Annotated in this window: 9 protein-coding genes; all 9 read left to right on the top strand. The window is 35.0% G+C overall.

The genetic code is table 11. From position 1 onward, the window contains the following. Nucleotides 1-9 precede the first annotated feature (9 nt). The 9 genes from AABD74_RS18130 to AABD74_RS18090 all read left to right on the top strand — a co-directional run bounded on the left by AABD74_RS18130 (nt 10) and on the right by AABD74_RS18090 (nt 15168). Complete coding sequence (locus AABD74_RS18130; RefSeq protein ID WP_232682622.1) at nt 10-2151, top strand: bifunctional aldolase/short-chain dehydrogenase; 2142 nt, start codon at nt 10-12, stop codon at nt 2149-2151. Nucleotides 2152-2526: 375 nt separating this feature from the next. Further along, the gene (locus AABD74_RS18125) at nt 2527-3801 is read left to right on the top strand and encodes a TIM barrel protein (RefSeq protein WP_232682621.1); all 1275 of its coding nucleotides are present in this window, start codon (nt 2527-2529) and stop codon (nt 3799-3801) included. 94 nt (nt 3802-3895) lie between these two features. Then, complete coding sequence (locus tag AABD74_RS18120) at nt 3896-5257, top strand: FGGY-family carbohydrate kinase (protein ID WP_406843823.1); 1362 nt, start codon at nt 3896-3898, stop codon at nt 5255-5257. Between the two features lie 174 nt (nt 5258-5431). Continuing rightward, nucleotides 5432-6172, top strand: a complete 741-nt coding sequence (locus tag AABD74_RS18115) for a (Fe-S)-binding protein (protein WP_406843822.1) — start codon at nt 5432-5434, stop codon at nt 6170-6172. 147 nt (nt 6173-6319) lie between these two features. Next, entirely contained in the window at nt 6320-7723 is a 1404-nt protein-coding gene (locus AABD74_RS18110; protein ID WP_406843821.1) for a lactate utilization protein B, read from the top strand. Beyond that, on the top strand, nt 7713-8300 hold the full coding sequence (locus AABD74_RS18105) for a lactate utilization protein C (protein ID WP_406843820.1): 588 nt from the start codon (nt 7713-7715) through the stop codon (nt 8298-8300). Before AABD74_RS18110 ends, AABD74_RS18105 begins: the two co-directional genes overlap by 11 nt. Nucleotides 8301-8867: 567 nt before the next feature. After that, nucleotides 8868-11606, top strand: a complete 2739-nt coding sequence (locus tag AABD74_RS18100) for a substrate-binding domain-containing protein (RefSeq protein WP_406843819.1) — start codon at nt 8868-8870, stop codon at nt 11604-11606. A gap of 633 nt (nt 11607-12239) precedes the next feature. After that, entirely contained in the window at nt 12240-13598 is a 1359-nt protein-coding gene (locus AABD74_RS18095) for a sugar porter family MFS transporter (RefSeq protein WP_406843818.1), read from the top strand. After that, nucleotides 13561-15168, top strand: coding sequence for a glycoside hydrolase family 32 protein (locus AABD74_RS18090; protein WP_406843817.1), 1608 nt, complete (start codon nt 13561-13563; stop codon nt 15166-15168). Before AABD74_RS18095 ends, AABD74_RS18090 begins: the two co-directional genes overlap by 38 nt. Nucleotides 15169-15186: the final 18 nt, after the last annotated feature.

The following is a 15186-nucleotide window of genomic DNA, read 5'->3' as shown; positions in this document are numbered from 1 at the left end:
ATGATAACAATGTCAAATACAAATACAAAAAATATGAATTTTAAGCATGTGAGCTATCTTTGGGATGAAGCTAAAGCAGCAGCATTAGCAGGAGATGAAGTAGCGCTTTTCATTTATCGATCGAACTTATTAGGAGCCGATTTAAGATTAACAAACTATGGCGGAGGAAATACTTCGGTAAAAATTACAGATAAAGATCCTTTAACGGGGGCAAACTCAGAAGTAATGTGGATTAAAGGTTCCGGAGGCGATATTGGAACATTGACAAAATCAGGCTGCGCTGCATTATACTTAGACAGACTTCGCAATCTTGAAAATGTTTACAAAGGAATCGAATTTGAAGATGAAATGGTAGAATTGTTTAATCACTGTATTTTCGATTTGGCTTCAAAAGCACCGTCTATCGATACGCCTTTGCATGGTTTCTTGCCATTTAAACATATCGACCACCTTCACCCTGATGCGGCAATTGCAATCGCTGCCGCCAAAGACGGGGCAAAAATTACTGAAGAATTATTTGATGGAGAAATTGGCTGGGTTGGCTGGCAGCGTCCGGGCTTTGATTTAGGACTTCAATTAAGAAGCTGTTTAGAGGAAGCTGGAAAAAAAGGTAAAAAATTACGCGGCATCATGTTAGGCTCTCATGGTTTATTTACCTGGGGAGACACAGCGTACGAAAGTTATATTAATACATTGGAAGTAATCGAGAAATGCGCTGAATATTTAGAAAGCAATTACGGGAAAAAACGTCCGGTTTTTGGCGGCCAGAAAATTGAAAGTCTTTCGGAAGCAGATCGTAAATTAAAAGCAGCAAAAGTGGCACCAATTCTAAGAGGTTTCTGTTCATCAGAACGTCAAATGATTGGTCATTATACAGATGATGCAAGAGTTTTAGAATTCATTAATTCAAATGATCTTTCAAAATTAGCCCCATTAGGAACTTCTTGTCCAGATCACTTTTTAAGAACTAAAATAAGTCCGCTGGTTTTAGAATTAGATCCAAACGAAGATTTATCAGATATAAATGCGGTTAAGGCAAAATTAGCTCCGGCTTTTGAAGCTTATCGTACCATGTACAAAGATTATTATAATGCCTGCAGGAAATCGAATTCTCCTGCAATGCGTGACCCAAATCCGGTTGTGATTCTATATCCGGGAGTGGGAATGTTCACTTTTGCAAAAGATAAAACGATGGCGCGTCTGGCATCAGAATATTATATCAATGCCGTAAATGTAATGAAAGGTGCTGAAGCGGTTTCAGAATATACTTCATTACCGCACCAGGAAGCTTTTAATATTGAATATTGGTTATTAGAAGAAGCTAAATTACAGCGTATGCCAAAACCAAAAGCATTGTCTGGAAGAGTGGCTCTAATTACGGGTTCTGGTGGTGGAATTGGAAAAGCTATTGCTAAAAAATTTGCTCAGGAAGGCGCCTGCGTTGTTCTTAACGATATTAACGAAGAGCGTTTAGAATCAGCAGCAGCTGAATTTATTAAAGCTTTTGGGAAAGATGCTGCTGCCAGTACTTTATTAAATGTTACCGATGAAAAAAGCACAGAATTGGCATTAGATCAGGCTTGTTTAGCGTTTGGTGGCGCAGATATTATTGTTAACAATGCCGGAATCAGTATTTCTAAATCTATTGCAGAACATACGCTTGATGAGTGGGATAGATTATATGATATTTTGGTAAAAGGACAATTTATTGTTTCTAAAGCCGGAATTGAAGTAATGCGCAAACAAGGTTTTGGAGGAGACATTGTAAACATTGTTTCTAAAAATGCAGTAGTTGCTGGCCCAAATAATCCAGGTTACGGCTCTGCAAAAGCCGCTCAGGCACATTTAACACGTTTAATGGCAGCAGAATTAGGAGCCGATAAAATTCGTGTAAACACAGTAAATCCAGATGCGGTAATCTCAGATTCAAATATTTGGTCTGGCGGATGGGCAGAAGGCCGTGCAAAAGCATACGGAATTACGGTAGAAGAATTACCGGCATACTATGCAAAACGCACGTTATTGAATGAAATTATATTGCCGGATGATATTGCAAATGCTTGTTTTGCCTTTGTTGGCGGTTTATTGGATAAATCGACAGGAAATGCCCTAAACGTAGACGGCGGCGTTGGAATGGGCTTTTATAGATAAAAGTTATTTAAGTTTTTTTATAAGTTTGTTTAAGCAAAAGTGGTTTTTTGTGGTCTAACGTTCGATTTTTCGAGCGTTAGATTTTTTTTAGACATCTCATTTTTCTAAGCAGACCAATTACCATAAAATAGTAAAATTAAACCAGAGTTTAGATTATATAAATTAATCAGCAGAAGTTTTTTAAACACATAGGAACATAGATTTTTTTTCTTGAGTAAAGATTAAAAAAATGACAAGTCATCACACAGAGCTATGTTTATTAATGCAAGTGAAACGCCTTTGAACGTAAAGAAAAACTATGTTTCTATGTGTTAGAAAAATAAACGCAAACAGATAAAATTCATATATTGTAACTCTATTAAAATATCAATAACTATGTTAATCGGATCAAACCACATCGAATCTCATAACGAGGGATTATTAAAAAAACATCAAAACAAACTTGTTTTTACAGCATCAGAAATTGACAATGCAGAGTCGATTATCCAAAAACTAATTGATTTTCAAATCGCAATTCCATCTTGGGCATTAGGAACAGGAGGAACAAGATTCGGACGTTTTGCCGGAGGCGGAGAACCTCGTTCAATCGAAGAAAAAATAGAAGATGTCGGGCTGCTTCATAAATTAAACAATGCTTCAGGAGCCATTTCGCTTCATATTCCGTGGGATATTCCACAAGATTATAAAGCAATCAAAACCCTTGCGGCACAGCATAATTTAAAGTTTGATGCCATGAACTCGAATACATTTCAGGATCAGGCAAGTGCTGAACATACTTACAAATACGGTTCTTTACAAAACGTAAACAAAGCAGTTCGTAAACAGGCAATTGCACACAATATTGAAGTGATAAAACACGGAATCGAATTAGGATCAGAGTCATTAACAGTTTGGCTTGCTGATGGTTCTAACTTTCCGGGGCAGTTAAACTTCCGTAAAGCGTATCAAAATACATTAGAAAGTTTAGAAGAAATCTACGATGCATTACCATCCAATTGGAAATTATTTTTAGAATACAAATGTGCTGAGCCTAACTTTTATTCAACGACCGTAGCTGATTGGGGACAGTCTTATTCGTATGTTAAAAAATTAGGCGATAAAGCACAGACATTAGTCGATTTAGGACACCATTTGCCAAACGCCAATATCGAACAGATCGTTTCTTTATTATTAATGGAAAACAAACTAGGCGGATTCCATTTTAATGATTCAAAATACGGTGACGATGATTTAACAGCCGGAGCCTTAAAACCATATCAATTGTTTTTGATTTTCAACGAATTGGTTGAAGGAATGGACGCAAGAGGTATGAACCATGCCAAAGATTTAGGCTGGATGATCGACGCATCGCACAACATTAAAGATCCGTTAGAAGATTTACTACAGTCAGTTGAAGCCATTATGATTGCTTACGCACAAGCACTTTCAGTAGACAGAAAAGCATTAGAAAAAGCACAGGAAGAAAATGACGTAGTAAAAGCGCAGGAAATTCTTCAAAATGCTTTTCGTACAGATGTTCGCGCTCTAGTTGCCGAAGCCCGTTTACGCTCAGGAGCAGCTTTAAATCCGGTAGAATTATACAGAAGCCTTTCTGTCAGAAAAAATCTAATTGGAGAGAGAGGGCTAAAAACATTGGCAACGGGATTATAATTATGAATTGTGAGTTGTGAATTATGAGTTGCTAAAAAAAACTGAACAAAAATCACAACTCACAATTGACAACTCACAATTTACAATTAAAAAAATGAATGTAGCTGCAATTTTTGATATTGGCAAAACAAACAAAAAGGTATTCTTATTTGATGAAAACTATAAAATTGTCTGGGAGAAATCAATCAATCTTGACGAAACTGTCGATGAAGACGGTTTTCCCTGCGAAGATATTGAAGTTCTCAAAAACTGGGTTTTTGAACGATTATCAGAAATAAAGACTTTAACCAATTATGTTTTAAAAGCTATTAATTTTAGTACTTACGGTGCTAGTTTTGTCTACATTGATAAAGAAGGAAAGGTTTTAACTCCTCTGTATAATTATTTAAAAGATTATCCGGAGGATTTAAAAAACGACTTCTATAAAAAATACAAAGGAGAAGAAGTATTTGCCGTAAAAACAGCTTCTCCGGTTTTGGGAAGTTTAAATTCTGGAATGCAGATTTACCGATTTAAAGAAGAAAAACCAGACTTATTCGAAAAGGTAAAATATTGTTTACATCTGCCTCAGTTTTTGAGTTTTCTTTTAACCAATGAAGCTTATGCTGATATTACAAGCGTAGGCTGCCATACCAATCTTTGGAATTTCAAAAAAATGAAATACCATAAATGGTTAAAAAGTGAAGGCATTTCAGTCAAAATTCCGCCATTTCATTACGGAAAAGATACCATAAAAAGTCAGGACGGTTTAGCAGTAGGCGCAGGGCTTCACGATAGTTCATCGGCGATAATTCCGTATACCATAAACTTTACCGAGCCTTTTGTTTTATTATCAACAGGAACCTGGAGTATTTCCTTAAATCCGTTCAATAATAAGCCTTTAACTTTTGAGGAATTACAACATGATTGCTTGTGTTATCTGCAATACACAGAAAAGCCTGTAAAGGCCGCAAGGCTTTTTTCCGGAAACGAACACGAAATACAAACCAAAAGATTAGCAGAACATTTTAACGTTCCTGTAGATATGTTCAAAGACGTTTATTTTGATAAAAACGTCGTTTCAAATTTAAGAGCCTTAAATTTTCAAATTATTTACCCTAAAAAGTATAATTTTGACATCCTGAAAGAATGCCCTTTTCAAAAAAGAGAACTTTCAATATTTAAAAGCTATGAAACAGCCTATCATCAATTAATGTTAGATTTGGTAGAACAACAGGTTTTTTCAACTAATTTAGTCATTCGTAACAGCCCTGTAAAGAAAATTTTTGTTGACGGAGGTTTCAGTAAAAATTCTATTTTTATGAATTTATTAGCCGAAGCTTTTCCTGATGTAGAAGTTTACGCAGCATCGATGGCGCAGGCAAGTGCTTTAGGCGCAGCATTGGCGATTCATCAAAACTGGAATCCTAAACCGATTCAGAATGATTTGATAGATTTGAAATTTTACAAACATTGAAACAATTAAAAATTAAGAATTAAAAATTAAAAAATCTGTTCCTAATGGTTATTGGGATGAAGGATTAAATAGTTTTTTGTTTCTCTCAGATTGTGCAGATAAAAAGTGCGTGATACTTAAATAAAAATCTGTTTAATCTGCCAGATCTGCGGGCTAAAAATAAAATAATAAGAAATGAAAATCGGACTATTTATACCGTGTTATGTCGATCAGTTTTATCCAAAAGTGGGTATAGCGACATATGAGCTTTTGCAGAAATTAGGCTGTGAAGTTCATTTTCCGATGGGGCAAACCTGCTGCGGCCAGCCAATGGCAAACAGCGGGTATGCACACTTAACAAAAGGCTGTGATGCTAATTTTATAGCCAATTTTACAGGATTCGATTATATTGTATGCCCTTCAGGAAGCTGTGTACTGCACGTAAAAGATCACTTACATGATGATAAAAATGAAGAAGCTGCAGCAGAAATTAGAAACAAAGTTTTTGAATTAACTGAATTTATAACTGATATTTTAAAAATTGACCACATAGACGGAAGTTTTCCTTTTAAAGTAGGAATGCACGTAAGCTGCCACGGACAACGCGGATTAATGCTTTCGCAGATGTCTGAATTAAACGCACCATTTTTTTCAAAACCGGAACAATTACTGCACAATATAAAAGGACTTGATTTGGTTGCTTTAACAAGGAAAGATGAATGCTGTGGTTTTGGAGGAACTTTTTGCGTTACAGAAGAAGCTGTTTCTGTAAAAATGGGACAAGACCGAATTAAAGATCACGAAAGCCATAATGTTGATTATATAACCGGCGGTGATATGTCGTGTTTAATGCATTTAGACGGAATTTTGAAAAGACAAAAAAGCCGAATAAAAACCATTCATATTGCTGAAATATTAAATTCACTAGAAAATTAAAAGTAAGCGTTGAGTGTAGTTTTTAACAGCAAAGTATACAAAGTAAAATATGCAAAGTACACTAAGAGTAAAAATTAGCTTTGCGAACTTTTCGGTTAAATAAACACTATCATAAACATTTCAAAATTGACTTTTAAACAATAAAAAATGTCATCAGAAAAAATAATACAGCACAGCGAAGCCGCAGCAAAGTTTAATAAAGATGTAGAGCGTGTCAATTGGCATGATGAAACACTTTGGTTTGTTCGTGCAAAGCGTGATAAATCGGCACATCAAATTAATGATTGGGAATTATTGCGTGAAACGGCTTCAAAAATCAAAGCCAATGTGCTTTCAAATATCCATAATTATTTAGTTGAATTTGAAGCTAATGCTCAAAAAAACGGAATCATTGTACATTGGGCTGCCGATGCAAAAGAGCATAACGAAATAGTGCATTCTATCATGGCAAAACATGATGTAAAGCAAATGGTGAAATCAAAATCAATGCTTACAGAAGAATGTCATTTGAACGATTATTTAGCCGAAAAAGGTATTGAAGTTATCGATTCAGATTTAGGCGAATATATTGTACAGCTTCGTAAAGAGCCTCCAAGTCATATTGTTCTGCCGGCCATTCATCTTAAAAAAGAAGATGTAAGCGAAACTTTCCACGAACATTTAGGTACAGAAAAAGGAAATTTTGACCCGCAGTATTTAACCGAATCGGCGCGTCATAGTTTAAGAAACACTTTCTTAACCCGAAAAGCAGCTTTAACCGGAGTGAATTTTGCCATTGCAGAAACCGGAGAATTTGTGGTTTGTACGAACGAAGGAAACGCCGATATGGGCGCACATTTAGCCGATGTTCATATTGCGTGTATGGGATTTGAAAAACTAATTCCGCAGCGCAGACATTTAGGTGTTTTCCTGAGATTATTAGCAAGAAGCGCAACAGGACAGCCAATAACAACTTTTTCAAGCCATTTTAAGAAACCAAGAGATGGAAAAGAACTTCATATTGTAATTGTCGACAACGGCAGAAGCAAACAGTTAGGAAGAGAAGATTTTAGAAATTCCCTAAAATGCATTCGCTGCGGCGCCTGTATGAATACCTGTCCGGTTTACAGACGAAGCGGCGGACACAGTTATCATAACGCAGTTGCGGGACCAATTGGTTCTATCTTGGCACCAAATTTAGATATGAGCAAAAATGCCGATTTACCTTTTGCAAGTACACTTTGCGGTTCCTGTACCAACGTTTGCCCGGTAAAAATTGATATCCACGATCAATTGTACAAATGGCGTCAGGTTTTGGTAAAAGACGGTTATACGCCAAAAGCAAAAACTATTGCTATGAAAACAATGGCAGCGGTATTAGCGAACCCAACAATTTTTAACATTGCAGGAAAATCAGGAAGATTTGTAATGAAAAACATTCCGGCAATGGTCAATAATAAAATGAATAAATGGTACGACCAGCGCGAAATGCCAGACGTTCCTGAACAGTCTTTTAGAGAATGGTACAAGAAAAATTCAAGAGAATCTAAAGCAAAAGACAATGAGCAGTAAAGCCGAAATTTTAAAAAGAATAAAACTAAACCAGCCTGATTTAATAACAGATCTGCCGGATTTAAGTCTTCTGGGGTCAGAAGATTTTGATATACTTGAAACTTATAAAACAGTTTTAAAAGGTATTGGCGGAGATCCTGTTGAGGTTTCTGATTACAGTGAAATCATAAATTATATAAAATCAAACTACAATCTTCAAAAGCGTTTAATTACAACGCTTCCCGAACTTTCAGAAATTGCTTCATTAGATTGGAACAATGTCGATCCGCATTCGCTTCAGGATGTTGAATTAACCGTTGTAAAAGCACATTTTGGAGTTGCTGAGAATAGTGCACTTTGGGTAACTGATGATATTTTAGGACAGCGAATTTCGCCTTTTATTGCGCAGTATTTAGCAATAATCGTTCATAAAAATGATATTGTACGCACGATGCAGCAAGCTTATGAAAGAATCGGAAATCAGGAATATGGTTTCGGAACTTTTATTGCCGGACCATCGAAAACGGCTGATATTGAACAATCGCTGGTTTTGGGTGCGCATGGTGCCCGAGGGCTTATTGTATTTTTATTGGATTAAATTTGTATAGTCCCTCCGGGACAAATTGGCACGTCATATTTATCATTGTTACCGATATTTTTCTACCGATATTTAATCTCTCCGAGATATTATATGTGAAATAAATAAGGGTTTACATATTAACTCCATCAGGAATCTTACACTTAGATAAAATATTAAGAAAAACTCCGTTAGGAGTTTCATATCGGTAGAAAAAAACGATAGAATTAGCCCCTAAATATACCCCGTTAGGGGTTTAATATCGGTAGAAAAATAGAATTGACCGAATAAACATTACTCCGTTAGGAGTTTCATATCGGTAGAATTGATGGCAATATTTGTCGCAAAATATGTGGACAAAATATTGATTTATATAAAAAAAGAGGATTTTTAAATCCTCTTTTTTCGTTTACAGATATTTCTTTACCGATTTGCATGCATGAAATAAAAGTTTAATTTTACTTTTTTAATTATACATCCTTCTTACTTGTCATCGCAAAATAATCCTTCCTAATTATTTTGACAAGTTGTTGGTACGAGAAGGTATTTTTTAAGAACTCATTTTTATTTACATAAACTCACAATTTCATGTATCAATTTATAAAATATATTTTGATGTTACTTTTAGCATCATTAAGTTTAGTCTCCTGTAAACAAAAACAGGGAGATAAAATCAAAGTAGGATTTTCTCAGGCGATGACCACAGATGATTGGCGCAAACAAATGAACAGCTCCATAAAAATTGAAGCATCATTGCGACCTGAAGTCGATTTAAAAATTAGCGACGCCAATAATAATATCGAGAGGCAAATTGAAGACATAGAAAGATTCATTTCTAATAAAGTAGATGTTATTATTGTATCTCCAATTCAATCTAAGCCTTTAACCGCCGTTGTCGAAAAATCGATAAAAGCCGGAATCCCGGTTCTTGTAGTAGACCGTAAAATTGATGGCGAAAATTACACCGCTTATCTTGGAGCCGATAACATAGAAATTGGCAGAATTGCCGCCCGATATATTATTTCGCACAGTAAAGGCTCGGGTAAAATTATCGAAATTACCGGAGCAAATGGCTCATCGCCAGCGTATGAGCGCAGCCTCGGATTCGATCAGATAATCAATGATAACAAGCGTTTCAAAATTGAAAATATCATTCACGGCGATTGGGAAGGAGAATCGGTTAAAACACCTTTAAAAGCAATTCTTTTACAAAATCCTGATATTGAATATATTTTTGCCCATAACGATCGTATGGCTTTAAGTGCGTGGGAAACTGCAAAAACAGTAGGATTAGAAAAGAAAATTAAATTTATTGGCGTTGACGGATTGAATACCGTCAATGGCGGAATAGAATTGGTAAAAAATGGTGTTTTAGACGGAACTATTTTATACCCGACTGGAGGAAACGAAGCGCTGAAACTGGCCTTAAAAATGTACAATAAAGAGCCAATTTCTAAAAATAATATCCTCAATACAATTGTTATCGACCGAAATAATGCTGAAATTATCGAAAACCAAATGGATAAAGTCGATCAGCAGCAAACGGTTATTGAGTCGCAGCAAGGAGCGATAAAAGTGCAGGAAAGAGAATATGCTTCGCAGAATAACCTGGTTAGGTTAATGAGCTTTTTTCTAGTGATTATTTTGAGTTTGACGATTTACAGTATTTATTCGACTATTTCTATTTCAAGAAAGAAAAAACAACTCGAAAGAATTAATCAAACCGTAATTGACCAGAATAATGAAATTCAGGAAATGGCAAAAATTGCGGAAAGAAGCAATGAAGCAAAACTGAATTTCTTTACAGGACTTTCACACGAATTCAAAACGCCCATAACTTTGATTATGAGTTATGTAGAATCATTAATTGAAAATGAAAAAATTAAAGGTACTGCACTTATTGATGAAGTAAAACTGATTCATAAAAACTCAAACAGATTGCTGCGATTAATAAATCAGCTATTGGATTTTAGAAAAATCGAGGAGCAAAAATTTACGTTAAGAGCTTCAAATACTAAGATTTATGATTTTACAAACGAAGTAATGACCAACTTTAAAGGCGAAGCTGCACGCAGAAATATAGATTTTCAGCTTACGTGTAAAAATAAAAATCTGGAACTGTTTATTGACAAAGGTTTGATGGATAAAGTATATTTCAATCTGCTTTCAAACGCTTTTAAGTTTACACCTGATAACGGGAAAATAACTATTTCGATAATCGATAATCAAGACAATACTGTTAAAATTAGTTTTAAGGACTCAGGAATTGGAATACCTGAAAATGAATTGTCAAACGTTTTTAATCCGTTTTTCAGAGCTTCAAATAATAATAAAAACAGTTCAGGAATTGGGCTTCACTTGTCTAAAGAATTTGTGCTTTTGCATCAGGGAACTATCGAATTAAAATCAAAACAAGGAAGCGAGTTTGTAATTACCTTATTAAAAGGAAACAGCCATTTACAGCCTTCTGAAATTATAAATAAAGCCGAAAATAATAATATAACCCAAAATTTAATTACAGATAATTTAGATATTGAATCTGATTTAAATGAAGCAAATGTAATTTCTGAATCAGAAAAACATACTCTTTTGGTTATAGAAGACAATATAGATTTGGTTACATTTCTAAAAGCAAAATTATCAAACGAATATGTAGTTTATAGTTCTGACGGAAGCGATGCTGTTGAAAAAGCAATGGAAATTATTCCCGATATCATTATTTGCGACATTAACCTCGTTGATAAAGACGGTTACGAGATTAGTAAAGAATTGAAAAAGGATTTACGTTCGTCACATATTCCAATTATTATTTTAACGGCACAAAGTAACAAGGAATCTGTTTTAAAAGGATTACAAAGCGGGGTAGATCAATATCTTACCAAACCATTTAGCCTTTCTATTTTAAAACAGTCGATTTCGAGCCTGCTTTTCAACAGAGAAAAACTTCGTTATTATTATACTAATAATATTTATCGCGTTGAACCTGAGTCTAAATTTGGAAATCAGGAACAATCATTTATTACCAAAATGAATGATATTATTAAAAAGAATGTTGAAGATCCTAAATTTTCGGTTGAGGATTTAGCAGATAAACTTGGAGTTTCAAGAGTTCAGCTGTACCGAAAGGTAAAAGCCATTATTGGAATTAATATCAGCGATCATATTAATAATGTAAAATTAGAGAAGGCTGCAGAGCTTTTAAAGTCAAATGAGATGAATATTTCTGAAATTGCATACTCGCTTGGATTCTCTTCTCCAAACTACTTTTCTACAGCTTTTAAGAATAAATTTGGAATTTCACCAAAGGAATACAAATCTTCAAATTAGTTAGAATATTGAGAGATTAGAAGATCTTAAATTGCCTCCAGCTTTAGTTCAATGTCCATTTCCCAAGGTTGAAACCTTGGGAAATAAATAGAATTAATCTCGAAAAGACCGCTATCGCTCGGGTCTCCTTCGTAGAAATGACGATATTATGTTTAAGCTTTGCACCTTTGTGAGAGATTAGGGGATTTAAATTGCCTCCAGCTTCAGCTGGAGTTATAAAATAAAGGTAAGAAGGCTTTAGCCAAAATAATAAAGCTTTTTGGCTAAAGCCGCATTTAGACCAATCCTATAACCTCCAGCTGAAGCTGGAGGCAATTCAAAAAAGAGAAATAGTTCTTAAAATTTTAACCTAAAATCTTCTGTACTTATAATTTTAACAACTTAGAACCTCAGTACCTTTGTTACTTAGTTACTTTTTCAAGCAAATCTAGTATCAATTTCAAACCTAATGTAACAAAATCGAAACTACACGGTTTTCGTAAATAAATTTTAAATCCTGTAAAGTCTTGTAAATAAAGGTTTTGCTATTTAAGTATCAAACTATTAATAATTATAGAATTAAATTGTAACATCATTAAAAATAAGTTGATTTTTTTGCGGATATCTTAGCAATAAGTTTTTAATACATGTACAATGAATAAGATATTGATTTGGTCTGTTACTGCTGCACTGGCAGGTTTTCTATTCGGTTTTGATACCGTAGTTATTTCGGGAGCTGATAAACAATTACAGCTTCTTTGGCATTCATCTGATGCTTTTCACGGATCTGTTGTCATGGCAATGGCACTTTGGGGAACCGTTGTAGGTGCTATTTTTGGAGGAATCCCAACAAATAAAATGGGCCGTAAAAAAACACTGTTTTGGATTGGGATTCTATATTTCCTTTCAGCCATTGGTGCCGCTTTTGCAAATGACCCTTATGTTTTTGCTGCATTTAGATTTATTGGAGGTTTAGGTGTTGGCGCTTCAACCATTGCCGCTCCGGCTTATGTTTCTGAAATTGCTCCGGCTGACAAACGCGGACGATTAGTAGCTTTATATCAGTTTAATATTGTATTAGGAATCTTAATTGCTTTTATATCCAATTACTTTTTAAAAGATATTGGCGAAAACGCCTGGCGCTGGATGATTGGAGTTCAGGCTATTCCGTCTTTTATTTATATTCTTTTTATACTTACAATTCCGGAAAGCCCGAGATGGTTATTATCTAAAAATCGAGATGAAGAAGCACGTAAAGTGTTGTTTAAAATTGATCCGTCTGCAAGTCTTGCAGCCATTATGGACGATTCAAGAGAAAATGGCGTTACGAAACACGAAAATATCTTCATGAAAAAATACCGTTTTCCGCTAATGCTGGCTTTTTTAATTGCATTTTTCAATCAGTTTTCTGGAATCAATGCCTTTTTATATTATGCACCAAGAATTTTTGAAGAAGCAGGTTTAGGACAAAATACCGCTTTATTAAGCAGTATCGGAATCGGAATTACGAATCTTATATTTACTTTAATCGGCGTAGCATTAATTGACAAATTAGGAAGAAAGTTGTTAATGTACATTGGTTCAATCGGATATATTATTTCTTTGGGATTAGTCTCGGCTTCTTTTTATTACAATTGGGGAGGATTATCAGTACCTGTTTTTCTTTTCTTATTCATTGCTTCGCACGCCATCGGGCAGGGAGCCGTTATCTGGGTTTTCATCTCAGAAATTTTTCCAAATCACATTCGTGCTTCAGGACAGGCTTTTGGGAGTTCAGTACATTGGGTTCTGGCAGCGATTATTCCATCTTTAATTCCAATGTTATTCTCAGAAATTGGCCCGGAAGTCGTCTTTTTAATTTTCACTTTGATGATGGTGCTTCAATTGCTGTTTGTAATTTTTATGATGCCGGAAACCAAAGGGATTTCTTTAGAAGTATTAAGTGAAAATCTAACCAAAAAAAATACCAAAAAACATGAAATCAAAGAAACATCTGCCGCTGGCATTTTATAGTGCAGTAATACTCTCAATAGGAGGTTGTAAACCATACTTGGCTGCTGCACAAACGACTGTTGTTTCGGTGTCAACTCTTGCAGAAGAAAAAATGTACCGTCCGAACTTTCATTTTACACCAAAAAAAGGCTGGATGAATGATCCTAACGGAATGTTTTATGCTAACGGATATTATCATTTATTCTTCCAGCATTATCCTGACGGAAATAAATGGGGACCAATGCATTGGGGACATGCAATCAGCAAAGATTTAATAAAATGGGAAGAACAGCCCATTGCAATTTATCCCGACAATGACAAATACATTTTTTCAGGAAGTGCTGTTGTTGATGTAAATAATACATCAGGTTTAGGAACCGGAAAAACAGCTCCAATTGTAGCGATTTATACGCTGCATAATATGACAAAAGAAAAAGAAAATAAAATTGATGTTGAGCAGCAGGATATTGCGTATTCTAACGACAACGGTTTTACATGGCAGAAATTTGAGGAAGGAAATCCTGTCGTGAAAAACCCCGGAATTCGTGATTTTCGTGATCCAAAAGCAACTTGGGATGAAACGCACAAACAATGGATATTAGTTTTGGCGGCGCAAGATCGATCTCAGTTTTATAAATCGAAAGACCTTAAAAACTGGGAATATTTATCTGATTTCGGAAAAAATATCGGAGCTCACGGAGGTGTTTGGGAATGCCCGGATTTCTTTCAGATAAAAGTGCAGGGAACCAATGAAACCAAATGGGTTTTAATTCAGAGTTTAAATCCAGGCGGCGCCAATGGAGGTTCAGGAACGCAGTATTTTATTGGAGATTTTGACGGAAAAACTTTTACGCCTGATGCAAATTTTGCCAAAAGAGTAGAACAGGAAAAAGCCGTTTGGATTGATTACGGAAAAGATAATTATGCAGGTGTAACCTGGAATAATGTTCCAAGCGCAGACGGACGGCGATTATTTATTGGCTGGATGTCTAATTGGGATTATGCGCAGCAAGTACCAACTTTTGGCTGGAGAAGTGCTGCTACCATAGCTCGCGAAATTCAGTTAATCAAAAAAGGAAATGACTATAGTTTAGTTAGCAGTCCGGTGAAAGAGATTAACAAATATGTTTCTAAAACCCTTAAAGTAAAAAGCCTGAAAGGAAAAGGAAAACTTTCAATTCCTGAAGCAGGAAAAATTGATTTAACTCAGGCAATTATCAATTTTAATTTAAAAAACTTAAAACAAGATACATACACTTTCACACTTTCAAACGCAGTTGGTGAATCTTTGACTTTCGGAATAAATAATTCAGATCATTATTTATTTGTGGATCGCTCGAAGTCAGGAAAAAATGATTTCTCAGAAAAATTTGCTGCAGCAATTACCAAAGCTGCATTAGATGGAAATCAAAAAGAAGGTGTTTTTAAAATCATTTTAGACAAAACATCTATTGAAATATTTTACAATAATGGTGAAAAAGTAATGACGGAAATCTTTTTTTCAAACGAGCCATTTACTTCTCTGTCTGTTTCTTCAAATGAAGGAATCGAATTGAGCAATCTCGTATTTAACCAATTAAATATAAACTAACTAAAAACCAAAACCACT

The organism is Flavobacterium soyae, assembly GCF_045348165.1.
GTDB lineage: Bacteria > Bacteroidota > Bacteroidia > Flavobacteriales > Flavobacteriaceae > Flavobacterium > Flavobacterium soyae.
Note: the sequence above shows the minus strand (reverse complement) of the source record. Positions and strands in the feature narration are given on the sequence as shown.

Bases quoted from the DNA above. Each gene is read 5' to 3' on its own strand.
- AABD74_RS18125 (WP_232682621.1), top strand. From the start codon at position 2,527: ATGTTAATCGGATCAAACCACATCGAATCTCATAACGAGGGATTATTA.
- AABD74_RS18110 (WP_406843821.1), top strand. From the start codon at position 6,320: ATGTCATCAGAAAAAATAATACAGCACAGCGAAGCCGCAGCAAAGTTT.
- AABD74_RS18090 (WP_406843817.1), top strand. From the start codon at position 13,561: ATGAAATCAAAGAAACATCTGCCGCTGGCATTTTATAGTGCAGTAATA.
- AABD74_RS18100 (WP_406843819.1), top strand. From the start codon at position 8,868: ATGTATCAATTTATAAAATATATTTTGATGTTACTTTTAGCATCATTA.
- AABD74_RS18105 (WP_406843820.1), top strand. From the start codon at position 7,713: ATGAGCAGTAAAGCCGAAATTTTAAAAAGAATAAAACTAAACCAGCCT.
- AABD74_RS18130 (WP_232682622.1), top strand. From the start codon at position 10: ATGTCAAATACAAATACAAAAAATATGAATTTTAAGCATGTGAGCTAT.
- AABD74_RS18120 (WP_406843823.1), top strand. From the start codon at position 3,896: ATGAATGTAGCTGCAATTTTTGATATTGGCAAAACAAACAAAAAGGTA.
- AABD74_RS18115 (WP_406843822.1), top strand. From the start codon at position 5,432: ATGAAAATCGGACTATTTATACCGTGTTATGTCGATCAGTTTTATCCA.
- AABD74_RS18095 (WP_406843818.1), top strand. From the start codon at position 12,240: ATGAATAAGATATTGATTTGGTCTGTTACTGCTGCACTGGCAGGTTTT.